General features: G+C 66.9%; 21 protein-coding genes. All 21 read left to right on the plus strand.

Features of this window, described 5'->3' with window-relative positions:
* Positions 1-19: 19 nt before the first annotated feature.
* The 21 genes from flgE (at position 20) to fliF (ending at position 22,685) form a co-directional block, all read left to right on the plus strand.
* Positions 20-1,243, plus strand: a complete 1,224-nt coding sequence (gene flgE / locus ICJ04_RS09810; RefSeq protein WP_188324095.1) for a flagellar hook protein FlgE — start codon at positions 20-22, stop codon at positions 1,241-1,243.
* Positions 1,244-1,278: 35 nt separating this feature from the next.
* Positions 1,279-2,028 (plus strand): flagellar basal body rod protein FlgF, encoded by a 750-nt coding sequence (locus tag ICJ04_RS09815; RefSeq protein ID WP_188324096.1) that lies wholly within the window; start codon positions 1,279-1,281, stop codon positions 2,026-2,028.
* Between the two features lie 135 nt (positions 2,029-2,163).
* Complete coding sequence (gene flgG, locus ICJ04_RS09820; protein ID WP_188324097.1) at positions 2,164-2,949, plus strand: flagellar basal-body rod protein FlgG; 786 nt, start codon at positions 2,164-2,166, stop codon at positions 2,947-2,949.
* 10 nt (positions 2,950-2,959) lie between these two features.
* A complete protein-coding gene (flgH, locus tag ICJ04_RS09825) occupies positions 2,960-3,655 on the plus strand; it encodes a flagellar basal body L-ring protein FlgH (RefSeq protein WP_188327281.1) in 696 nt (231 codons plus the stop codon).
* A gap of 11 nt (positions 3,656-3,666) precedes the next feature.
* Complete coding sequence (locus ICJ04_RS09830) at positions 3,667-4,785, plus strand: flagellar basal body P-ring protein FlgI (protein ID WP_188324098.1); 1,119 nt, start codon at positions 3,667-3,669, stop codon at positions 4,783-4,785.
* Position 4,786: 1 nt separating this feature from the next.
* Positions 4,787-5,980: a flagellar assembly peptidoglycan hydrolase FlgJ gene (gene flgJ / locus ICJ04_RS09835; RefSeq protein WP_188324099.1), complete on the plus strand. Its 1,194-nt coding sequence runs from the start codon at positions 4,787-4,789 to the stop codon at positions 5,978-5,980.
* Positions 5,981-5,988: 8 nt separating this feature from the next.
* Positions 5,989-7,869: a flagellar hook-associated protein FlgK gene (gene flgK / locus ICJ04_RS09840; protein WP_188324100.1), complete on the plus strand. Its 1,881-nt coding sequence runs from the start codon at positions 5,989-5,991 to the stop codon at positions 7,867-7,869.
* The gene (gene flgL, locus ICJ04_RS09845) at positions 7,866-9,074 is read left to right on the plus strand and encodes a flagellar hook-associated protein FlgL (protein WP_188324101.1); all 1,209 of its coding nucleotides are present in this window, start codon (positions 7,866-7,868) and stop codon (positions 9,072-9,074) included. The genes flgK and flgL overlap by 4 nt, the downstream gene beginning before the upstream one ends.
* A gap of 64 nt (positions 9,075-9,138) precedes the next feature.
* Positions 9,139-10,632: a flagellin gene (locus ICJ04_RS09850; RefSeq protein WP_188324102.1), complete on the plus strand. Its 1,494-nt coding sequence runs from the start codon at positions 9,139-9,141 to the stop codon at positions 10,630-10,632.
* 296 nt (positions 10,633-10,928) lie between these two features.
* Entirely contained in the window at positions 10,929-12,437 is a 1,509-nt protein-coding gene (locus tag ICJ04_RS09855) for a flagellin (RefSeq protein ID WP_188324103.1), read from the plus strand.
* A 197-nt stretch (positions 12,438-12,634) separates the two neighbouring features.
* A complete protein-coding gene (gene fliD, locus ICJ04_RS09860; RefSeq protein ID WP_188324104.1) occupies positions 12,635-13,981 on the plus strand; it encodes a flagellar filament capping protein FliD in 1,347 nt (448 codons plus the stop codon).
* Positions 13,982-14,093: 112 nt separating this feature from the next.
* Complete coding sequence (gene fliS, locus ICJ04_RS09865) at positions 14,094-14,513, plus strand: flagellar export chaperone FliS (protein WP_188324105.1); 420 nt, start codon at positions 14,094-14,096, stop codon at positions 14,511-14,513.
* Positions 14,510-14,809, plus strand: coding sequence for a hypothetical protein (locus tag ICJ04_RS09870; RefSeq protein ID WP_188324106.1), 300 nt, complete (start codon positions 14,510-14,512; stop codon positions 14,807-14,809). Before fliS ends, ICJ04_RS09870 begins: the two co-directional genes overlap by 4 nt.
* Positions 14,806-15,384 (plus strand): PilZ domain-containing protein, encoded by a 579-nt coding sequence (locus ICJ04_RS09875; protein ID WP_188324107.1) that lies wholly within the window; start codon positions 14,806-14,808, stop codon positions 15,382-15,384. Before ICJ04_RS09870 ends, ICJ04_RS09875 begins: the two co-directional genes overlap by 4 nt.
* A gap of 274 nt (positions 15,385-15,658) precedes the next feature.
* Complete coding sequence (locus ICJ04_RS09880) at positions 15,659-16,294, plus strand: response regulator transcription factor (RefSeq protein ID WP_188324108.1); 636 nt, start codon at positions 15,659-15,661, stop codon at positions 16,292-16,294.
* A 250-nt stretch (positions 16,295-16,544) separates the two neighbouring features.
* Entirely contained in the window at positions 16,545-17,954 is a 1,410-nt protein-coding gene (gene rpoN / locus ICJ04_RS09885; protein ID WP_188327282.1) for an RNA polymerase factor sigma-54, read from the plus strand.
* Positions 17,955-17,966: 12 nt separating this feature from the next.
* On the plus strand, positions 17,967-18,341 hold the full coding sequence (locus tag ICJ04_RS09890; protein ID WP_188324109.1) for a response regulator transcription factor: 375 nt from the start codon (positions 17,967-17,969) through the stop codon (positions 18,339-18,341).
* Between the two features lies 1 nt (position 18,342).
* Complete coding sequence (locus ICJ04_RS09895) at positions 18,343-19,824, plus strand: sigma-54 dependent transcriptional regulator (protein WP_188324110.1); 1,482 nt, start codon at positions 18,343-18,345, stop codon at positions 19,822-19,824.
* A 223-nt stretch (positions 19,825-20,047) separates the two neighbouring features.
* Positions 20,048-20,485: a hypothetical protein gene (locus ICJ04_RS09900; protein WP_188324111.1), complete on the plus strand. Its 438-nt coding sequence runs from the start codon at positions 20,048-20,050 to the stop codon at positions 20,483-20,485.
* 184 nt (positions 20,486-20,669) lie between these two features.
* On the plus strand, positions 20,670-21,032 hold the full coding sequence (gene fliE / locus ICJ04_RS09905; RefSeq protein ID WP_188324112.1) for a flagellar hook-basal body complex protein FliE: 363 nt from the start codon (positions 20,670-20,672) through the stop codon (positions 21,030-21,032).
* Positions 21,033-21,044: 12 nt separating this feature from the next.
* Positions 21,045-22,685, plus strand: coding sequence for a flagellar basal-body MS-ring/collar protein FliF (gene fliF, locus ICJ04_RS09910; RefSeq protein WP_188324113.1), 1,641 nt, complete (start codon positions 21,045-21,047; stop codon positions 22,683-22,685).
* The last annotated feature ends 5 nt before the right edge of the window (positions 22,686-22,690 follow it).

Genomic DNA, 22,690 nt, shown 5'->3' on the forward strand with positions numbered 1-22,690 from the left:
CTTCAACGAGGAGTCCACCATGGCTTTCAACGTCTCGCTGTCCGGCATCAACGCCGCCAACACCGACCTCAGTGTCACCGCCAACAACGTCGCCAACGTCAACACCACCGGCTTCAAGCAGTCGCGCGCTGAATTCGCCGACCTGTTCTCGGCCACCAGCTACGGCCTGTCGCGCAATGCGGTGGGTTCGGGCGCACGCGTGTCCAACGTCGCCCAGCAGTTCAGCCAGGGCAACAATTCGCAGACCGGTCGCAGCCTGGATCTGGCCGTGTCGGGCGAAGGCTTCTTCACCATGAGCGTCAACGGCCAGCGCGCCTATTCGCGCGCTGGCAACTTCCAGACCGACGCGCAGGGCTTCGTGATCAACCCTGCCGGCGCGCGCCTGCAGGTGTTCACCCCCAATGCCGATGGCACGACCTTCGATTCCGGGCGCTTGACCGACCTGCAGCTGCTGACCACCGACAGCCCGCCCAAGCAGACCGGCAACGTGCAGCTGGCCTTCACCCTGCCCGCCAACAGCACCCAGCCGACCGTGACGCCGTTCGATCCCACCGACTCGAACAGCTACAGCCAGTCCAGCGGCGGCGTGACCGTGTACGACTCGCTGGGTGTCAGCCATACGCAGACCTCCTACTTCGTCAAGGGCGCCACCGCCAACGAATGGCAGGTGTACAACTACGTGGACGGCCAGTCGGCCGGCGCACCGAGCACGCTGCAGTTCAGCGAAAGCGGCGCCCTGGTCGCCCCGGCGAACGGCCGCATCACGCTGGATGGCTTCACCCCCGCCACCGGTGCCGGCCAGCTCAACCTGACCCTGGACGTGGCCGGCTCCACCCAGTACGGCGAGAAGTTCGCACTGCGCAACTTCCAGCAGGACGGCTACGCGGCCGGCAAGCTCAACGAGATCAGCGTGTCCGAGCAGGGCGTGGTGTTCGCGCGGTACTCGAACGGTGATGACAAGGCACTGGGCCAGGTCGCCCTGACCAACTTCAACAACGCACAGGGCCTGCAGTCCACCGGCGACAACATGTGGGTGGAGACCTTCTCCTCCGGTTCGCCGCGCACCTCGGCGCCGGATTCGTCGGACCTGGGCAAGATCCAGGCCGGCGCACTGGAATCGTCCACCGTGGACCTCACCGAGCAGCTGGTGAACATGATCGTGGCCCAGCGTAATTTCCAGGCCAACTCGCAGATGCTCAGCACCCAGGACCAGGTCACGCAGACCATCATCAACATCCGTTGATGATGGCCGACTGACCGCAGCACGGAGCTTCCACGATGGACAAGGCCCTCTACGTCGCGATGACCGGTGCGCGCGCTTCCCTGCAGGCGCAGGGCACGCTGTCGCACAACATCGCCAATACCGATACGCCTGGCTTCAAGGAAGCACTGGCCAACACCGAAGCGTTCCCGATCCGCGGACCGGGCTTCGCCTCGCGGGTGGACGCCGTGCACGTGGATGCAGGGTTCAACCGCCGCATGGGCGCCCAGCACATCACCGGCAACCCGCTGGACCTGTCACTGCAGGCCGGCAGCTGGCTGACCGTGCAGGCACCCGGCGGCGGCGAGGCCTATACGCGTGGCGCCGCCCTGTCACTGACGCCGAATGGCCAACTGGTCACCGCCGGTGGCCATGCGGTGCTGGATGAGAACGAAAACCCGATCGCCATCCCGCCCCACCAGGCGATGGAGATCGGCAACGACGGCACGATCTCGATCATTCCGCTGGGGGAAGGCCCGCAGACGATGGCAGTGGTCGGCCGGATCAAGGTGGTGGCCGCCGACGATGCGCGGCTGGAGCGCGGCCTGGACGGCCTGTTCCGCAACACCGATCCACAGCGGCCGTTCGTGCAGACCCAGGGCAAGGCCCTGGAAAGCGGCCAGCTGGAAGGCAGCAACGTGGATGCCGCCGGCGCGCTGGTGCAGATGATCCAGCTGCAGCGCCAGTACGAAATGCAGGTCAAGGTGATCAAGCACGGCGACGAGAACGCACGCAGCGCCAACAGCCTGCTGCGCCTGAACGGCTGACCCGCCGACAGATGACGGAAATCCGGCGCGCCGCAATGGCACGCCGCTTGCAGTACCCCCTGTGAAGCACCTGCGCCTGTCGCAGGTCATCCGCCCCGACCACGTCGGCGCGGGCAACCAGCAGAGGAACTGACCATGAACCAGGCACTGTGGATCGCCAAGACCGGACTGGACGCGCAGCAGACGCGCATGTCGGTGGTGTCCAACAACCTCGCCAATACGAACACGACCGGCTTCAAGCAGGACCGTGCCAGTTTCGAGGATCTGTTGTACCAGCAGGTGCGTCAGCCCGGTGGCGCCTCGTCGGCGCAGACCCAGCTGCCGACCGGCCTGCAGCTGGGCACGGGTGTGCGCGTGGTCGCCACGGCGAAGAACTTCGAGCAGGGCAGCCAGCAGCAGACCGGTCGCGCGCTGGACGTGATGGTCAACGGACGCGGCTTCTTCGAAGTGTCGATGCCCGACGGCAGCTCCGCGTTCACCCGCGATGGTTCGTTCAAGGTCAACCAGGACGGTGAGCTGGTCACCAACAGCGGTTACCCCGTGCAGCCCGGCATCCAGATCCCGGAAGGTGCGCAGACGCTGACCATCGGCACCGACGGCACCGTCAGCGTGAAGATGGCCGACGACGCGGCCACCGTGGAGATCGGCGCGCTCACGCTGACCGACTTCATCAATCCGGCCGGCCTGCAGGCCCGCGGCGAAAACCTGTACCTGGAAACGACCGCATCAGGCCCCGCGCAGAACGGCAACCCCGGCCTCAACGGCCTGGGCAACGTGGTCCAGGGTGCGCTGGAAGGCAGCAACGTCAACGTGGTCGAAGAGCTGGTGTCGATGATCGAAACCCAGCGCGCCTATGAAATGAACGCCAAGGCGATTTCGACCACCGACTCGATGCTCGGCTACCTCAACAACAACGTCTGACCGGACCGCCATCATGCTGCTTCCCGCCTCCCTCGCCCGCCTGTCCCTTGCTGCCGCCGCCATCGCGCTGCTGGGCGGCTGCGTGATCGCCGGCGACGTGCGTCCCTACCCGGCGATGCTGCCGGTGCAGCCGGTGATGCCGCTGCAGTCGCAGGCTACCGCCGGCGCGATCTACGCCGCCGGCCCGTCACTGCAGCTGTATTCGGACCGTCGTGCGCGCGACGTGGGCGACCTGTTGACCATCACCCTGCTGGAAAACACCCAGGCGCAGATGAGCGCCAACACCGCCACCAGCAAGGAGTCCGAGCTGGCCATCGGGACGCCGACGATTTTCGGCGCGCCGGTCACCCTGGGCGGCAAGGACATTCTGTCGGCCACCGCGAACGGTTCGCGTGATTTCACCGGCCGTGGCAACAGCGCGCAGAGCAACCGCCTGCAGGGCAACGTGACCGTCACGGTGATGCAGCGACTGCCGAACGGCAACCTGGTCGTGCAGGGGCAGAAGAACCTGCGTCTGAACCAGGGCGACGAGCTGGTGCAGGTGCAGGGCATCGTGCGCGCCGCCGACATCGGCCCGGACAACACCATTCCTTCCAGCCGCGTTGCCGATGCCCGCATCGTCTACGGCGGTCGTGGCGCGGTCGCCCAGTCCAATGCCATGGGCTGGCTGAGCCGCTTCTTCAACTCCGGCCTGGCGCCGTTCTGAGCATGCCTGCCATGACCCTTACCTCTTTCCCCGCCCGCCTGCTGATCGCCGCGCTGGCCGTTGCTGCCGCCGCGCTGCCCGCGCACGCTGAGCGCATCAAGGACATCGCCCAGGTCGGCGGCGTGCGCGGCAATGCGCTGGTCGGCTACGGCCTGGTGGTCGGCCTGGACGGCAGCGGCGACCGCACCAGCCAAGCCCCGTTCACTGTGCAGAGCCTGAAGAACCTGCTGGGCGAGCTGGGCGTCAATGTTCCGTCGAACGTCAATCCGCAGTTGAAGAACGTGGCAGCCGTGGCCATCCACGCCGAGCTGCCGCCCTTCGCCAAACCCGGCCAGCCGATCGACATCACCGTGTCGTCGATCGGCAATGCGGTGTCGCTGCGCGGTGGCTCGCTGCTGATGGCCCCACTGAAGGGAGCCGACGGCCAAGTCTATGCGATCGCCCAGGGCAACCTGGTGGTCGGCGGCTTCGGCGCGCAGGGCCGCGATGGTTCCCGCGTTTCGGTCAACGTGCCGAGCGTCGGCCGCATTCCCAACGGCGCCACCGTCGAACGCGCGGTGCCGGATGTGTTCGGCGCCTCCGGCGAGATCACCCTCAACCTGCACCAGAACGACTTCACCACCGTGTCGCGCATGGTCGCGGCATTGAACAACGCCTTCGGTGACAACGTCGCCCGCGCCGTTGATGGCGGCACGGTCGCGGTGCAGTCGCCGACCGACCCCGGTGCCCGCATCGGTCTGTTGGCCCGCATCGAGAGTCTTGAACTCACCCCGGGCAGCGCGCCGGCCAAGGTCGTGGTGAACGCGCGTACCGGCACCGTGGTGATCGGCCAGCAGGTGCGCGTTGGCGCAGCGGCCATTTCGCACGGCTCGCTGACGGTGACCATCCAGGAAGGCAGCAACGTGAGCCAGCCCAATGCGCTGGCCGGCGGCCAGACCGTGGTGACCCCGCAGTCCACCATCACCGCCACCAACGAGGGCAGCCGCATGTTCAAGTTCAACGGCGGCACCTCGCTGGATGAAATCGTGCACGCGGTCAATGCCGTGGGCGCCGCACCGGGTGACCTGATCGCGATCCTGGAAGCCCTCAAGCAGGCCGGTGCGCTGAGCGCCGAGCTCGAGGTCATCTGACATGCGCATCCAGCCGGCCTTCGAACTCAATCCAGCACAGCGAACCGACCCGGCCCAGGTCGACAAGGTCGCGCGCCAGCTTGAAGGTCAGTTCGCGCAGATGATGGTCAAGAGCATGCGCGAGGCCAGCTTTGGCGATTCGCTGTTTCCCGGCGAAAACACCATATTCCGCGAGATGTACGACCAGAAGATCGCCGAAGCGATGACGCGCGGCAAGGGACTGGGCCTGTCTGCGGTGATCACGCGCCAGCTTTCCGGCACGGACGGCGCCGGCCCGGCGCTGGACCCGCAGATCAAGCCGGCCGACGCCACCCGCGCGTACCAGCTCAATGCGCCCGCCACCAGCGCACCGCCCATGCCGCTCGATGATGCCGACCAGGCCGTGCGCATGCTGCAGCAGATGGCCGCCGGCACCTCGCCGCGGATGCTGCAGCCGATGGAGCAGACGCTGGACCTGATCGCCGGCCGTGACAGCAGCAGCCTGCATCAGGCCCTGGGCAGCAGTGATCCGTACGCATCGCAGGCGCTGGCGGCGACTGCACCGGTAGCGGCTGAAGACCAGTGGTCGGCCACCGCGACCAACCGGGGCACCGGACCGTCGGCCATCGACACGTTGGCCAGCAGTTCGGCCGTGGCGCGGCTGGGCTCGCATACACCGGAAGGCTTCGTCGCCGGCATCTGGCAGCACGCACAGACCGCGGCCAAGGAACTCGGCGTGGACGCGCGTGCGCTGGTTGCACAGGCGGCGCTGGAAACCGGCTGGGGCAAGCGCCAGATCACCCATGGCGATGGCCGCAGCGCGCACAACCTGTTCGGCATCAAGGCCACCGGCTGGAGCGGTGACCGCGCCACGGTAGGCACCCACGAATACGTCGACGGCGCGCGCCGCAACGAAACGGCCAGCTTCCGCAGCTACAGCTCGCCAGCGGAAAGCTTCGCCGACTATGTGCGCCTGCTGAAGACCAACCCGCGTTACCAGAAGGCCCTGCAGGCCGGTACCGACGTGCGCGGCTTCGCGCGCGGGCTGCAGCAGGCCGGCTATGCGACCGACCCGTCGTACGCCAACAAGATCGCCAGCATTGCTGGTGGCCCGACCATCGAACGCGCGGTAGCCGCCATCGGCGATGCCGGCGCGCAGTTGGGTCGCACCTTCGCCAGCACTGCCCAGGCAGCGCTGGGCATCGCCCGTCGCTGAGGACCCCTATGACCAGCGTGCTCTCCACCGGTACCAGCGCCCTGCTCGCCTTCCAGCGTGCCCTGGCGACCACCAGCCACAACGTAGCCAACATCAATACGGTGGGCTACAGCCGGCAGCGCGTGGACTTCGCCACCGCCGATCCGCAACAGATGGGGTATGGCACCGTAGGCAGCGGCACGCGCATCGCCGACATCCGCCGCGTCGCCGATCAGCTGGCCATTTCGCGCCTGCTGGACGGCAGTGGTGAGCTGGCGCGGTTGAAGCAGCTGTCGACCATGGCGGACCGCGTGGACTCGCTGTTTTCCGAAGCCTCGACGAACGTCGCCGGGGTGTGGTCGAACTTCTTCGACTCGGTCAGCGGGCTGTCGTCCAATGCGTCGGCTACCGCCGACCGGCAGAACGTACTGGACAGCGCCAATACGCTGGCCAACCGCTTCCGCCAGCTCAATACCAGCCTGGACAGCCTGAACAGCGAGGTCAACAACGGCATCAGTGCCGCGGCGACCGAGATCAACCGATTGGCGGCCGAAGTCGCACAGATCAACGGGGCGATCGGCAGCAATGCCGCCAACGCCGCACCGGACCTGCTCGACCGTCGCGACCAGCTGATCGCCAGCCTGGTGGGGTACACCGGCGGCAACGCGGTGATCCAGGACGGCGGCTTCATGAACGTCTACACCGCCGGCGGCCAGGCGCTGGTGGTCGGTGCGACCGCCAGCAAGATCACCACCGTCACTGATGCCTACCAGCCCGAGCGCCTGCAGCTGGCGCTGGAAACCCAGGGCGCGAAGGTGGTGCTGGATTCCAAGGCGCTGGGCGGCCAGGTCGGTGGCCTGATGGAGTTCCGCGAGACCGTGCTGACGCCGGCGCAGGCTGAGCTCGGCAAGCTCGCTATCGGCCTGGCCAGCACCTTCAACGAGACCCATCGCAACGGTGTGGACCTGTACGGCCAGATGGGCACGGACCTGTTCAACATCGGCTCGCCGCGGGTGACCAACAACACCAGCAACACCGGCAGCGCCACGATCCAGGCCAGCTTCGGTGACCTGTCCAAGCTGGATGCACAGAACATCGTGCTGCGCTTCGATGGCACCCAGTGGCAGGCCAACCGGGCCGACACCGGCGCCAGCCTGCCGTTGACCGGCAGCGGCAGCGCCGCCGATCCGCTGGTGATCAACGGCGTCGCGCTGGTGGTCGGCGGCACGCCTGCGGCCAATGACCGCTTCCTGCTGCAGCCCACCGCCAACGTGGCCGGCAGCATGAGCGTGGCGATCACCGATCCGTCGCGGCTCGCCGCCGCCGCGCCGATCAAGGGTGCCGCCGCGACCGCCAATACCGGCAGCGGCAAGCTGACCGACGTCAAGGTCGCCGATGCGGCCAACGGCGCGCTGCGCAATCCGGCAGCCATCGTCTTCACCGCCAACAACCAGTACACCATCAACGGTGCCGGCCCCTTCGCCTACACCGCCGGCCAGACCATCAGCGCCAACGGCTGGAGCTTCGTGCTGGATGGGGCGCCCAAGCCGGGCGACACCTTCAACATCACCCCGGTCGGTGCCGGTTCGTCGGACAACAGCAACGCACTGGCACTCGCCAAGGTCGAGAACGCAAAGACCTTCAACAGCGGCACGGTCACCTTGAACGGTGCCCTTGGCGGCCTGACCACCCAGGTCGGCGCGGCCGCCCGCTCGGCGCAGTACTCGCTGGATGCGCAGCAGGTCATCACCGACCAGGCGCAGGCCGCGCGTGATTCGGTGTCCGGGGTGAACCTCGACGAAGAAGCGGCCGACATGCTCCGCCTGCAGCAGGCCTACCAGGCCGCCTCGCAGCTGATCTCCACCGCCGACACCATGTTCCAGACCATCCTCGGAGCCGTCTCGCGATGAATGACCGTATTTCCACCGGGATGATGTTCAGCCAGTCGGTTTCGCTGATGCTGGGCAAGCAGTCCAAGATCAACCACCTGGAACAGCAGATCGCCACCGGCAGCAAGATCGTGTCGGCCAAGGACGATCCGGTCGCTGCCGGCACCGCCGTCGGCCTGGATCGCGTGGTGGCCGGGCTGGAACAGCTCGGCAAGAACGCGAACAACGCGCAGAACCGCTTGGGCCTGCAGGAAAACGCGCTGGCCCAGGCCAACGAACTGATGACCCGCGCGGTGGAGCTGACCATCCAGGCGAACACGCCGGTGCCCGGCAATACCGATCTGAAGGCGATCGTCAGCGAGCTCAAGACCATCCAGGACAGCCTGCTGTCGCTGGCCAACAGCAAGGACGGCAGCGGACGCTACCTGTTCGGCGGCAGCAACGATTCGGATGCGCCCTTCCTCAAGGCCGGCGGCGTGGTCAGCTACAACGGTGACCAGACCCAGCGCCAGGTGGAAGTGGCACCGGGCCAACTGGTCAACGACGCCCTGCCCGGCAGCGAAATCTTCATGCGCATCCGCACCGGCGACGGCACCGTCGACGCGGGCGCCGCCGCCGGCAACACCGGCAGTGGCCTGCTGACCTCGGTCAGTCGTGACGGCAGCGATGCCTGGACCGGTGGCGCGCTCAACGTGCGCTTCACCGCAGCAGGCGCCGGTGCCTATGAAGTGCTGGATGACACCGGCGCGGTAGTGGCCACCGGCACCCACGCATCGGGCGAAGACATCGTGGTGGGCGGCGTGCGTCTGCGCATCGAGGGCGTGCCCGCTGCGGGCGACAGCTTCGGTGTGGTGGCCTCCAGTTCGCGCGACATCTTCGCCACGCTGGACACCTTGGTGGCCGCGCTGGAATCCGATCCACAGACCGCCGCCGACCGCACCGGCATGCAGAACCTGCTGCAGTCGAGCATGCGCGACATCACCCGCGCGTCGGAAACCATGATCGATGCACGTGCCAAGGGCGGTGCCCAGCTGGCCGCCATCGACGATGCCGCCAGTGCACGCGAAGCCACCGCTGTAACCGTCAAATCCACCCTTTCCACCCTGCGTGACCTGGACTACGCCGATGCCATCGGCCAGTACAAGCTCGAAAACGCGGCCCTGCAGGCCGCGCAGACGATCTTCAGCCAGATGCAGGCGATGTCCCTGTTCAACAGTATCCGCTGACCTTCAACCGGGCGCCCTGAGCGCGCCTCTATCACCTGACCCGAGCAACCCACGGAGACGCCCCATGGCACAGATCATCAATACCAACACGATGTCGCTGAACGCCCAGCGCAACCTTTCCACCAGCGGCAACTCGCTGGCCACCTCGATCCAGCGCCTGTCCTCGGGCCTGCGCATCAACAGTGCGAAGGATGACGCGGCGGGCCTGGCGATCTCCGAGCGCTTCACCACCCAGATCCGCGGCATCAACCAGGCCGCGCGCAATGCCAACGATGGCATTTCGCTGGCACAGACCGCAGAAGGCGCGCTGGGCGAGATCGGCAACAACCTGCAGCGCATCCGCGAGCTGGCCGTGCAGGCGCGCAATGCCACCAACTCCGATTCGGACCGCAAGGCGCTGAACGCCGAAGTGCAGCTGCTGAAGGCTGAAATCCAGCGCGTCGCCGAGCAGACCAACTTCAACGGCACCAACCTGCTGGACGGCAGCTTCACCAACCAGGCGTTCCAGATCGGTGCCGACCAGGGGCAGATGATCAACATCTCGCAGATCGCCAACGCCAACATCAAGGCGCTCGGCAACTGGAACCAGGTGGACACCTCCGCCACGTTCACTGCCATCACAGCGATCGGCACCGGCGGCGGCGGCGCGGCGACCCCGGGCGTGGCCACGCTCAGTCTGGCGGCCGCTACCGATCCGAATGCCACGTTCACCTTCCAGGTGGATGGCACCCAGGTCACCGTCCCCGCTGGCACCGGCCGCGATGCGGAGGGTCTGGCGACCGCAGTCGCAGCGCAGATCAACACCATTCGCCCCGGCCTGGCCGTCGCTGATGGAAACGACGTCGCGCTGAGCAACACCACGGCTGCGCCGGTGGTGCTCAACAACTTCTCCAACGGCGTTGGCACGCAGACGGTGGGCGCCCAGGCCGCTGCCGGCACGGCCACGTTCTCTGCAGGCAGCTTCACCCTGACCGGCGCCAAGGGCGAGGCCACGATCAACTTCGCCGCCGCCGGCGGCAGTGGCCAGCGCGCAAGCGATCTGGTGAAGTCGATCAACGACCAGAGCTACAACACCGGCGTCACCGCCTCGCTTGACAGCAATGGCATGCTGCTGCTCGCTTCGCAGAACGGCGACTTCACCATCGCCGGCGGTGCCACCCTGGGCGACCAGACCGGCCTGACCGCAGGCACCACCGCCGCCGGTGCGATCGGCAGCGCATGGGCCGCCGGTGGTCCGAAGTCAGGCTTTGCCGACCTGGACATCACCTCCACGCTGGGCGCCGACAATGCGCTCAACGCAATGGATGCCGCGCTGACCTCGATCAACTCTTCGCGTGCCGACCTCGGCGCCGTGCAGAATCGTTTCAGCTCGACGATCGCCAACCTGACCACCTCCTCGGAGAACATGTCGGCCGCCCGCAGCCGCATCCGTGACACCGACTACGCGACCGAAACCGCTGAACTGACCCGCGCGCAGATCCTGCAGCAGGCCGGTACCGCGATGCTCGCGCAGGCCAACCAGGTGCCGCAGAACGTACTGAGCCTGCTGCAGTCGTAATACCGCCCTGCCCCGGTAGCGCCGAGCCACGCTCGGCGGATTGCCGCAGCAGACGCAGCACCCAAAGGCCCCGCCAGACAACTGGCGGGGCCTTTTTCCGTGCTGGATGCGCCCGCGAGGCATGCCGCGCCACGGCCATCACGAAAAAAATGTTGACGTTTGGCTAAAGGCTGGGCAGGGAGTGCCGTTATTGATTTCAGCAGCGGCAGCACACCCCCACGGGGGCGCCCATCCACTGCCCCCGTTACCGGCCAAGCTGATCTGCCGGACCCACTGCCAAAAAGGAAAACCGCACCATGGCACAAGTCATCAACACCAACACCATGTCGCTCAATGCACAGCGCAACCTGAGCACCAGCGGCAACAGCCTCGCCACCTCGATCCAGCGCCTGTCTTCGGGCCTGCGCATCAACAGTGCCAAGGACGACGCGGCAGGCCTGGCGATCTCCGAGCGTTTCACCACGCAGGTCCGCGGCATGAACCAGGCTGCCCGCAATGCCAACGACGGCATCTCGCTGGCGCAGACCGCTGAAGGCGCCCTGGGCGAAATCGGCAACAACCTGCAGCGTATCCGCGAACTGGCCGTCCAGTCGCGCAACGCCACCAACTCCGATTCCGACCGTCAGGCGCTGAACTCGGAAGTGCAGCTGCTGAAGGCTGAAATCCAGCGCGTCGCCGAGCAGACCAACTTCAACGGCACCAAGCTGCTTGACGGCAGCTTCCAGAGCCAGGCCTTCCAGATCGGCGCCGACCAGGGCCAGACGATCGACATCGCCCAGATCACCAATGCGAACATCGCCTCGCTGGGCAACTGGAACAAGGTCGACACGGCTGCCAAGGTCACCGGTGCAGCGCCGGCTGGCGAGGCAGGTGCAGGCGGCGGCGCCGCTACCCCGGGTACCGGTGCAGTCGACCTGTCGGCTGCCGATCCTGAAGCCGCGCTCAGCTTCACGGTAAATGGCACCACGGTCAACGTCGCTGCGGGCACTGGTCGTAGCGCCGCCGACTTCGCCACTGCTGTTGCCGGCGCCATCAACGGCCAGGCCGCAGGCCTGGCAACTGTCGATGGCGATGACAACCTGGTCCTGTCCAACACCACCGCTACCGCCGTCACCCTGGGTGGCGCGATTCCGGGCGGCGCCCAGACCGTTGCCGCACAGACCCCGGCCGGCGCTGCTGGCGCCAACACCTTCTCCGCTGGCAGCTTCACGCTGACCGGTTCGAAGGGTTCGGCGACCATCAACTTCACCGCTGCCGGCAGCTCCGCACAGCGCGCTGACGAGCTGGTCAAGTCGATCAACAGCCAGAGCTACAACACCGGCGTGTCCGCTTCGCTGGATTCCGGCAAGCTGGTGCTGACCGGCGCGGACGGCGACGTGACCGTGGCCACCGCCACCGGCACCGATGCCACCGCATTGACCGCACAGACCGGCCTGACCGCGGGTTCCTCCGCCGGCGCAGCGGGTGCCTGGGCTGCAGGCACGGCCGACACCGGCTTCGCCAACCTGGACATCTCCGACGTATCCGGTGCGGACAACGCCATCAAGGCAATGGACGCTGCGCTGAACTCGGTGAACTCCTCGCGTGCCGACCTCGGCGCCGTGCAGAACCGCTTCACCTCGGTGGTGGCCAACCTGAGCACCTCCTCGGAGAACATGTCCGCTGCCCGCAGCCGCATCCGCGATACCGACTACGCTTCGGAAACCGCTGAGCTGACCCGCAACCAGATCCTGCAGCAGGCCGGTACGGCCATGCTGGCCCAGGCCAACCAGTCCAGCCAGAACGTGCTGAGCCTGCTGCGCTGATCCCGGCGGCACGCAACACGGTGTAAGGAAGAAGGGGGCGAAAGCCCCCTTCTTCGTTTGTGTGATCCGCCAAGGGCGGTCGCTGGCACAGGGCTTGCATCGCACCGGGCAGCGCAGCAGCGCTCAAGCTCGCCCCGTGGCGGCCGATAGCAGATGCATGGCATCGGCGCGGGCCACCCCAGCACAAGGATCTTCCCATGTCCCTCGGCACCATCGGCTCCGGCCTCGATATCGCCAGCCTGGTCTCCCGGCTCGTCGCCAGTGAACGCGCCCCCAGGGAGAACCAGATCAACACCGCGGGCACGGCTGCAACGGCGAAAGTGTCCGCGCTGGGTACGATCAAGAGCGGCATGACCAGCCTGCAGAGCGCGCTGAGTACGCTGGTACGCAACGTCGCCACGCCCGGCTTGAAGACCAGCACCCCGACCGAATCCAACTTCAGTGCCACCATCGATACCAGCGCCACCGCCGGCAAACCGGCAGCCGGCACGCATGAGATCGAAGTCAGATCGCTGGCGCAGAACCAGAAGCTGAGTACCAAGGCGTATGAGAAGGACGCCGTCGTCGGTGACGGTGCGTTGAGCATCGGCTACGGCGACAAGACCATCGATGTCACCATTCCGGCCGGCTCGAAACTGACGGACATCGCCGCGGCGATCAACTCCGCGGCCGGTGGCAAGGGCGTGACCGCTGCGGTGATCACCGCCGATGACGGCCAGCACCTGGTGCTGAGCGCGGTGGATGCCGGCAGCAAGGGCGCCCTGACGATCAGCACGACAGGCGGCAACGGCGGCCTGGCCGACCTGGCGCACGATCCCGCCGGCACGTCGAAGATGACCGAGATGGTCGCCGCCAAGGATGCCGTGGTGGTGGTGGACGGTTTTACCCGCACGTCCAGCTCGAACACCATCACCGATCTGGTCCCGGGCGTCAGCCTGACCCTGACCAAAGCTGAGGAAGGCAAAAAGCAGACGCTGACGCTGACACCGGACAACAGCACGCTGAAGACGAACCTCACCTCGTTCATCACGGCGTACAACTCGGTGCAGAGCACGCTGAAAAGTTCCAGCGCGTACAACGCCGAAACCGGTACCGCCGCGACCCTCACCGGCGATGCGATGGTGCGCGGCCTGCAGCAGCAACTGCGCAACCAGCTCAGCGGCAACGTCAACGACCTGAAAGCGCTGGGCGTGACCATCGCCGCCGACGGCAGCCTGAGCCTGGATGCCGCGAAGCTGGACACGGCCATCGCCAAGGACCCCGAAGCGGCCAAGTCGCTGTTTGGCGCCGAAGGCAGCATCGGCAAGTCGATGACCGCCCTGCTGAAGAGCAACCTGGATGCCACCACCGGCAGCATCACCCAGCGCACCAATTCGCTGAACAAGGAAATCAAGGCGCTGGAGAAGCAGCTGGATGACCTGGATGCCCGCATGGAAAAAGTGTCAGACCGCTACACCAAGCAATTCACCGCGATGGAAGGCCTGGTGACGCAGATGCAGAGCGCCAGCAACTCGCTGTCCCAGCAGTTCGCCAGCAACAGCTGATCCGCGTCCCTCAAGTTCACCGGCCCCACCGCCGATACCATTGAAACACCGGTGCCGTCCCCCGCTCACCTGTTGGGAGCGCAGGCACGATGGCACCCCAGGAGACTGATACATGTACGCCACAAACCGGCAGTTCGCCGAGCAGTACCGCAAGGTCGGCGTCAGCACGTCCGTTGTCGATGCCGACCCGCACAAGCTGGTGGCGCTGCTGCTGTCCGGTGCCTGCGAACGCATCCGCACCGCCGAGGCCGCGCTGCAGCGCAACGACCAGGCACGCAAGGGCAAAGCGATCGGCGAGGCCTGCTCGATCGTGGGTCACCTTGACGGCTCGCTGGACCATGAAGCCGGCGGCGAGATTGCCGGCAACCTGTCGGCCCTGTACGAGTTCGTCATCGTGCGGCTCACCGAAGCCAACCTCAACAACGATCCCGTCGCCTTGCAGGACGCGCTGGGCCTGATGGTTGAAATCGATTCGGCATGGAGCGCCATTCCTGCCGACCAGCGCCAGATCCGCGGCGCTGGCGCGCCATGAACATCGCCTCGCTGCAGCCACTGCACGCCGCGCTGGACACGCTGGAAGCAGCGCTGCCGGTGGGTGACCATGCCTACAGCGAGCGGCTGATGAGCGAACATCTGCAAGCGGTCGCCGGTCTGTCGATGGCCGTGGAGCGGCCTACCGACGAAGCCATCCACGCCCTGCTGGCCCACCAGGCCAAGGTGATGGGCCGCATGGTGCAGCTGCGCGACGAAGCGGCAGCGCACATCAACCAGGGCAAGCGCTCCCTTCGCGCCGCCCATGCCTACCTGAAGGCAGAATCGCTGGCATGAACGATCCCGCCGCGCCCCTGATCCACCATCCGGCCGAAAGCGAGCTGTTCGACGAGACGCTCAGCTGCGACGTCGACCTGCCCGCCGACTTCCTGCGTGGCAGTGGCGTGGTGCGTGCATCGGTTGCCGAACAGCTGCTGCGCAGCGTGGCACTTGTGGAAGACAGTCGGGCCGAAGACAAGGACGACCGTGGCGAGACCAACCTGGCCCAGCAGCGCATTGAAGCGAAGCTGGACCTGGTGCTGGTGCTGGTGGGCCGCCTGGTGCGCCAGCAGGGTGATGCCCTGCCCCTGCGCCCCCTGCGCTGGTCACGGCGCGGCATTCGCCTGCAGTTGGGTCCGCGCAGCGGGGCGGCCATCGGCAGCCAAGGCGTGGTGCGCCTGCAGCCCAGCGACTGGCTCCCTGATCATGTTGATCTGCCGGTCCAGGTGGTAGCCGAGGCGGCCAACGGCGCCGGCGGGCATTACCTGTGGCTGCGTTTCAGCGAACTGGGCGAAGGCCTGGAGTTGGCGTTGGAACGCCACCTGTTCCGGATGCACCGGCGACAGATCGCCGACGCCCGCCGTCACCGCTGAGCGAACGCGGCCGGCGCCACAACAGCACCCCGCGCGAGACCCACCCGGTAGCGCCGAGCCACGCTCGGCGAGCGCAGCGGGGCCTTTCACCACCCCGCACGCGGCCAACATTCCGCCGAGCACGGCTCGGCGCCACAACAGCACCCCGCTCGCGGCCGGCATGACAACGGCTCCATACCGTTCCGCGACGGCCGTCGCTATCCCGGCGTGTCGCTATTGGCTGCCCGGCCCCGGTCCGTTAAGGTGGGGGCTCTCCTGCCCTTAGTTGCTGCCCTTGCGCGTTCTGATCGTCGACGACCACACCCTAGTTCGTGCTGGCTTGGGCCGGCTGCTGCAGGGATTCGCTGACGTGCACGTGGTAGCCGAGGCCAGCAACGCCGAGCAGGCCTTGCAGCAGGCCCTGCAGCATGCGCCCGACGTCGTACTGATGGATCTGTCCCTGCCCGGTCGCAGCGGCTTGGAAGCACTCAGCGATATCCTGCTGCGGGCCCCTGGCTCACGCGTGGTGATGATGACCATGCACGACGACGCTGCCCACGTGCGCGATGCCCTCGACCGCGGCGCGGTAGGCTTCGTGGTCAAGGATGCGGCGCCAGCCGAACTGGAGCTGGCATTGCGTGCCGCCCATGCCGGACAGGTCTTCCTCAGCCCGCAGATCTCCGCGAAGATGCTCGCCCCGCTGCTGGGAGGCCGGGAAAAGCCGGTCGGCGTCGCTGCCCTCTCGCCGCGCCAGCGCGAGATCCTGCGTCGTATCGGCGCTGGCCAGAGCAACAAGGAAATGGCAGCCGACCTCGGCATCAGCGTGAAAACCGTCGAGACCCATCGCGCCCGGATGATGGAATCGCTGGGCTGCCGCCGCGCGAACGATCTGGTGCTGATGGCGGCCCGCCATCAGACCGACCTGGGCTGATCGCCGGCGTCGCTTTCCCGTCACCCCGACAGGATGAGCGTGCCTTAAGGCCCGACGCTGCGTTCGCCCGTAACGCACATTCAGGCACTTAGCATCGACACGCGACGGAATTCGGTTGCGCTGTAAGGGTTTTCCTGACGCGGCGTCAGGAGATGCACCAAGGCCCTAAGGAACGCCCCGATTACACCCCGTCGTGCCTACAAGCAAGATGTGTTCCATAACGCGCCGGGGATGGCGACGGGGAATGCAGATGAAAGCCGCACTCAATGTCCAGCTGGGCCAGAACCTCCACCTGACGCCGCAATTGCTGCAGTCGATCCGCCTGTTGCAGCTCAACGGCCTGCAGTTGGAGCAGGAAATCCAGCGCGCTCTGGAAAACAACCCGTTGCTGGAAATCGAAGAAGCCAGCGAATCGGCAGCGGATGGCCCGGCCGGACCGGAGGCCTCGCTGGAGACGGCGGCCTTCGACGAACTGCCCGACAGCGGCATGTGGGACGTGCCCGGCGCGAGCTGGCAGGACGGCGACGATGACCGCATGGCGCGCATCGCTGCCGGACATTCCAGCGATCCCCAGCTGCGCGTGCTGCAATCATTGGCGCTGGAACTGGACGAGCGCGACTTGGCCGTTGCCGCGTTCTGGCTGGAGCATTGCGACGACGCCGGCTATCTTGACGCGCCGCTGGCGCAACTGCACCTGCTGGCCAGCGCCCATCTGGACATCCCCGCCACGGAAGTGGAAGCGGTCCGCCAGCGCCTGCTGCACGGTGACCCGGCCGGCATGGCCGCGCAGGACCTGGCCGAGTGCCTGTTGGCACAGCTGGATGCGCTGCCGGGCACGGTCGCGGCCCGCCATCTGGCACGCCGCATCCTGCGCGGGCCGCTGGATCTGCTCGCCGGCCACGACTACGCCGCATTGGCCAACGCATGCGATGCCGACGTAGCGGACATCTGCGAGGCGGTACGGCTGATCCTTTCCCTGCAGCCACGCCCGGGCGACAGCCTGCTGCCGGAAAACAATGCCACCGTGGTGCCGGATGTCAGTGCCTGGCACGCTGACGGACAGTGGCGGGTCGCCCTGAACACCCGTAGCAGCCGCCGCGTGAGCATCAACCGTGATTATGAACAGGCCTTGGCAGACTGCCCCGACGCCAGCCCGGCGATGCGCGAAATGCTGGCTGAAGCGCGCTGGCTGACCCGCGGGCTGTCGATGCGCCATGACACCCTGCTGCGCACGGCGCGGGTGATCGTGGAGCGCCAGGCCGCCTTCCTGACCCGTGGCGACGAAGCCATGGCACCGCTGACGCTGAAGGAAGTGGCCGATGCGATCGGCATGCACGAATCGACGATTTCGCGCATTACCACCGGAAAATACCTGCAGACCCCGCGCGGCACCTTCGAGTTGAAGCACTTCTTCGCGGTGCGCCTTGAAGGGGCCAGCGTGTCCGGCGCGGCCGTGAAAGCCATGGTGCGCCGCCTGATCGAGTCCGAACCGGCCGGCCGGCCGCTGGCCGATGAGGCGATCGCCGGACTGCTGGCGCGACAAGGGGTGAACATCGCACGCCGGACCGTTGCAAAATACCGGGAACAACTGGACATCGCTCCGGCCCGCGAACGCCGCCGGCAGACCGTCCGGCAACCGCTGATGGCCCGGACGGGCTGAGGACGAACTGGAATGGACAACAAGCTGACCGTGTTGCTGGTGGATGACCACGAGGGTTTCATCAATGCCGCCATGCGCCACTTCCGCAAGGTGGAATGGCTGGCCGTGGTCGGCAGCGCCGGTAACGGCCTGGAAGCCATAGAACGTTCGGAAAGCCTGCGCCCGAAGGTCGTGCTGATGGACCTGGCCATGCCCGAGATGGGCGGACTGCAGGCCACGCGGCTGATCAAATCGCAGGATGACGCGCCGTACATCGTCATCGCCAGCCACTTCGACGATGCCGAACACCGCGAGCACGCCCTGCGCGCCGGTGCCGACAATTTCGTCAGCAAGCTGTCCTATATCCAGGAAGTCATGCCGATTCTGGAAGGGCTGAAGGAAAACTGAGATGAGCGAGTCACGGATCCTGCTGCTGGACAACGATGCCGTCCGCGCCGAGCACACCGTTGCCCTGCTGGAGTTCATGGATTTCAATCCGCGCTGGGTCGCCGACGCGGCGGATTTTTCCACGGGCCGTTACCGCCAGAACGACTGGATGGCGGTGATCGTCGGCGAGTTGGACGACAGTGATTCCAGTGCCTCGCTGTACCAGTGGCTGGGCCAGAGCAGCCTGCCGCCGCCGGTGCTGCTGATCGACGGGGATGCGCCCGCCTTCGCGCGACGCCATGGCCTGCACGAGGCCAATGTGTGGCCGCTGGAAGCGCCGCTGCGCCATGCCCAGATGGAAGCGCTGCTGCGCCGCGCGAGCCTGAAGCGACTGGATGCCGAACACCAGGCCGGTACCGTGCAGGAACAGGGACCCACCGGCACCGGGCCGGCGGTCATCGCGCTGCGGCAGATGATCGAGCAGGTCGCCGCGTTCGATACCACAGTGCTGGTGCTGGGTGAATCCGGCACCGGCAAGGAAGTGGTGTCGCGTGCGATCCACCAGCGTTCGCCGCGCCGCGACGGCCCGTTCGTCGCGATCAACTGCGGCGCGATTCCGCCGGACCTGTTGGAAAGCGAACTGTTCGGTCACGAAAAAGGGGCGTTCACGGGCGCACTGAGCACCCGCAAAGGCCGCTTCGAAATGGCCGAGGGCGGCACGCTGCTGCTGGACGAAATCGGCGACATGAGCCTGCCGATGCAGGTCAAGCTGCTGCGCGTGCTGCAGGAACGCAGCTTCGAGCGCGTGGGCGGCAACGAAACGATCCGCTGCAACGTGCGCGTGATCGCGGCGACCCACCGCGACCTGGAAAGCCGCATTGCCGATGGCAAGTTCCGCGAGGACCTGTTCTATCGGCTCAATGTGTTTCCCATCGACGTACCGGCCCTGCGCGAGCGCCTGGAGGATCTGCCGACGCTGGCAGAAACCATCGCCGGCCAGCTGGCGCGGACCGGGCGCGGCGAAGTGCGTTTCTCCCCCGAAGCCCTGCAGGCGCTGACCGCCTATGCATGGCCGGGCAATGTGCGTGAGCTGACCAACCTGGTGGAGCGCCTGGCCGTGCTGCATCCGGGCGGCACCGTGCGCGTGCAGGACCTGCCGGTGCGCTACCGCGCCGACATCCCGACCGTGGCCACGCCGGCAGCGCCCGTCGCGGCGAATGCGCCGGAAGGTGAGGAGCGCCTGGACCTGCGCAGCTTCTCCTTCCATGCGCCTGGCCAGCACGCCCACGCGGCGCCGGCCGCCCCGGCCGCACTGCCCGATGATGGCCTGGACCTGCGCAACCACATGGCCAACATCGAACTGGCACTGATCCATGAAGCCCTGGAACGGACCCAGGGCGTCGTCGCCCACGCCGCCCAGTTGCTCGGCCTGCGCCGTACCACGCTGGTGGAAAAGCTGCGCAAGTACGGCATCGAACGCGATCAGCCGGAAATGACCGGCTGACCCATCCGCCGAGCACGGCTCGGCGCTACAACGGCATCACGCACGAACCGACCCGGTAGCGCCGAGCCACGCTCGGCGAGCGCAGCGGCGCTTTCCCTCACCCGCTCGCTGCGGGCATCCGCCGAGCACGGCTCGGCGCTACAACGCGCACTTTGCACATTTCCTGAAAGCCACGGCGACCACTCCGCCACACGCTGGGTACTCCGCTTCCTGGAGCCGCTCCATGCGCATCCTGCCTGCTGTCCTCGCCTCCTGCCTGCTGGTCCACGCTGCGGTCGCCGCCCCGCCCCAGCCGCCCGGCTGCAGCATGCCCAGCAGCATCGACAGCCGCCGCCTGACCAACCTCACCGATCCGCTGTGGCGACCGGACAACCCGAATGCGGGCCGCATGGTGCGGGTCGACTTCAGCGGTGGCCATTACCTGCTCACCGTACTCGGCACGCGCCTGCGCTATCAGGGCACGTACCACTACAAACGGATCGCCGCCAACATCGCCGCGATCGACATGCACGAAGCGTTTGAAGCGGGCGACAGCCATTACCAGTTGCTGCTGACCTGCCAGACCGACCTGCAGGGCCGCTTCGTGTTCACCCAGTTCGACGGTCCCCTCCCACCGAAGCGTCGCCAGAATGGCGGCACGTGGACGCTGCAGCCGCATTGACGGAACGGAGGCGGAAACCCGACGCCGGATTTCCGACGTCTCCCGGGGACAGCGCCTTCAGCGCTGACAGAAAGGCGCTGTCCTCCCCGCCCGGCAGACGTTCGGCAAACATTAACGATTCCGGCACGGCGCTTGCATCGGCACCAGGGCAACTCCCTGTTCCCGTTCCATGGAATCGCGCCACATGAGCCACTCCGTCACCTCGATCCTTTCGCAGATCCGCAGCTTCCAGACGCAGGCTACCCAGCCGCTGTCCAGTCCGCTGTCGGAGATGCCGCGTACCAATGCGATCCCGGGCGGAACCGCCATCGGCGGCCCTGCGCCGACCAGCTTCAGCGATACCCTGCGTGGCGCATTGTCATCGGTGAACGAAGCACAGGCGAAGTCGGGCGGACTGGCGCGTGATTTCGAACTGGGCGTACCCGGTGCCGACCTGGCCAAGGTCATGATCGCCTCGCAGCAATCGCAGATCGCCTTCCGTGCCACCGTGGAAGTCCGCAACCGTCTCGTCCAGGCTTACCAGGACGTGATGAACATGCCGCTGTAAGGACCGCATCCCATGGCACTCACCCTTTCCAAGGAAGCACTGAACGGCGAGAAGGCCGGCCAGTGGTTTGATCGCCTGCAGAGCCTGCAGATCGCACGCCGCCTCGGCCTGATGGCCATGATCGCCGTCGCCGTCGCCGCCGGCCTGGCGGTGTTTTTCTGGTCGCAGAAGCCCGGCATGGTGCCGCTGTACACCGGCCTGGACCAGAAGGCCACCGCCGAAGCCACCGACCTGCTGCGCGCGGCGCAGATTCCCTTCGAGCTGGATGCGGCCACCGGCGGCATCACCGTGCCGGAGAAAAACCTGCACGATGCGCGGCTGAAGCTGGCCAGCTCCGGCCTGACCGACAACGGACGCCTCGGCTTCGAGCTGATGGAGCGCGATCCCGGTTTCGGCGTCAGCCAGTTCGTGGAAAGCGCCCGCTACCAGCATTCGCTGGAAACCGAGTTGTCGCGCACCATCAACACCCTGCGTCCGGTGCGCGATTCGCGCGTGCACCTGGCCATCCCCAAGCCCAGCGCCTTCACCCGCCAGCGCGATGTCGCCAGCGCGTCGGTGGTGCTGGAACTGCGCGGTGGCCAGCAGCTGGAGCGCGGTCAGGTCGACGCGATCGTGCACATGGTCGCCGCCAGCATCCCCGATCTCACCCCGGAACGCGTGACCGTGGTCGACCAGAGCGGACGCATGCTGAGCGTGTCCGATCCGAACAGCGAAGCGGCCTTGAATGCAGCACAGTTCGAGCAGGTGCGCCGCCAGGAAACCTCGTTCAACCAGCGCATCCGTGAGCTGCTGGAGCCGATGACCGGCCCGGGACGGGTCAAGCCGGAAGTCAGCGTGGCGATGGACTTTTCCACCACCGAAGAAGCCCGCGAGCTCTACAACGGCGAGCCGGCCAAGGTGCGCAGCGAGCAGACCAGCGAAAATTCCACCGCCGCAACCGGTCCGCAGGGCGTGCCAGGGGCTGCCAGCAATGCGCCGCCGGGACAGCCCGCGCCTGCGGCGGCGACCGCAGCGCCGACCGAAACCTCGCGCAACGCCACCCGCAACTACGAACTGGACCGCACCCTGCAGCACACCCGCCAGCCCGCCGGACGCATCGAGCGCGTGTCGGTGGCAGTACTGCTGGACAACGTCCCGCGTCCCGGTGCCAACGGCAAGGTGACCGAGCAGGCATTGTCGGCCGCCGAACTCACCCGCATCGAGGGCCTGGTGAAGCAGGCGGTCGGCTTCAATGCCGAGCGCGGCGACACCGTGTCAGTGATGAACGCGCCCTTCGTGCGTGAAGTCATTCCGGTGGAAGGTCCCAAGTGGTGGGAGCTGCCGTGGGTGCAGGATGGCCTGCGCCTGCTGCTGGGTGCGGTGGTCGTGCTGGCCCTGTTGTTCGGCGTGCTGCGTCCGGCACTGCGCGCGATCAGCGGCAACGGCCCGCGCCCGGCGCAGCTCGGGCAGGATCCGCTGACCGCCGACGTGCAGTTGGTGGACGATGACATGGACCTACCCGCGCTGGAGCGTGACCGCAGCAGCCTGGGCAGTGTACCGCTGGCCCTGCCGGTGGATTCCTATGAAGAGCGCCTGCGCATGGCACGCGAAGCAGTGAAAACCGATTCCAAGCGCGTCGCGCAGGTCGTCAAGGGGTGGGTGGCGCATGAATGAGATGC

The organism is Stenotrophomonas sp. 169 (genome assembly GCF_014621775.1).
Taxonomy (GTDB): Bacteria; Pseudomonadota; Gammaproteobacteria; order Xanthomonadales; family Xanthomonadaceae; genus Stenotrophomonas.

Excerpts from the sequence above, each read along its gene's own strand:
- flgJ (WP_188324099.1), top strand. The coding sequence starts at position 4,787 with ATGCGCATCCAGCCGGCCTTCGAACTCAATCCAGCACAGCGAACCGAC.
- ICJ04_RS09875 (WP_188324107.1), top strand. The coding sequence starts at position 14,806 with ATGAACGATCCCGCCGCGCCCCTGATCCACCATCCGGCCGAAAGCGAG.
- ICJ04_RS09850 (WP_188324102.1), top strand. The coding sequence starts at position 9,139 with ATGGCACAGATCATCAATACCAACACGATGTCGCTGAACGCCCAGCGC.
- fliE (WP_188324112.1), top strand. The coding sequence starts at position 20,670 with ATGAGCCACTCCGTCACCTCGATCCTTTCGCAGATCCGCAGCTTCCAG.
- ICJ04_RS09830 (WP_188324098.1), top strand. The coding sequence starts at position 3,667 with ATGACCCTTACCTCTTTCCCCGCCCGCCTGCTGATCGCCGCGCTGGCC.
- fliF (WP_188324113.1), top strand. The coding sequence starts at position 21,045 with ATGGCACTCACCCTTTCCAAGGAAGCACTGAACGGCGAGAAGGCCGGC.
- ICJ04_RS09815 (WP_188324096.1), top strand. The coding sequence starts at position 1,279 with ATGGACAAGGCCCTCTACGTCGCGATGACCGGTGCGCGCGCTTCCCTG.
- ICJ04_RS09895 (WP_188324110.1), top strand. The coding sequence starts at position 18,343 with ATGAGCGAGTCACGGATCCTGCTGCTGGACAACGATGCCGTCCGCGCC.
- ICJ04_RS09870 (WP_188324106.1), top strand. The coding sequence starts at position 14,510 with ATGAACATCGCCTCGCTGCAGCCACTGCACGCCGCGCTGGACACGCTG.
- fliD (WP_188324104.1), top strand. The coding sequence starts at position 12,635 with ATGTCCCTCGGCACCATCGGCTCCGGCCTCGATATCGCCAGCCTGGTC.
- flgE (WP_188324095.1), top strand. The coding sequence starts at position 20 with ATGGCTTTCAACGTCTCGCTGTCCGGCATCAACGCCGCCAACACCGAC.
- rpoN (WP_188327282.1), top strand. The coding sequence starts at position 16,545 with ATGAAAGCCGCACTCAATGTCCAGCTGGGCCAGAACCTCCACCTGACG.
- ICJ04_RS09890 (WP_188324109.1), top strand. The coding sequence starts at position 17,967 with ATGGACAACAAGCTGACCGTGTTGCTGGTGGATGACCACGAGGGTTTC.
- ICJ04_RS09855 (WP_188324103.1), top strand. The coding sequence starts at position 10,929 with ATGGCACAAGTCATCAACACCAACACCATGTCGCTCAATGCACAGCGC.
- fliS (WP_188324105.1), top strand. The coding sequence starts at position 14,094 with ATGTACGCCACAAACCGGCAGTTCGCCGAGCAGTACCGCAAGGTCGGC.
- flgL (WP_188324101.1), top strand. The coding sequence starts at position 7,866 with ATGAATGACCGTATTTCCACCGGGATGATGTTCAGCCAGTCGGTTTCG.
- ICJ04_RS09900 (WP_188324111.1), top strand. The coding sequence starts at position 20,048 with ATGCGCATCCTGCCTGCTGTCCTCGCCTCCTGCCTGCTGGTCCACGCT.
- flgG (WP_188324097.1), top strand. The coding sequence starts at position 2,164 with ATGAACCAGGCACTGTGGATCGCCAAGACCGGACTGGACGCGCAGCAG.
- flgK (WP_188324100.1), top strand. The coding sequence starts at position 5,989 with ATGACCAGCGTGCTCTCCACCGGTACCAGCGCCCTGCTCGCCTTCCAG.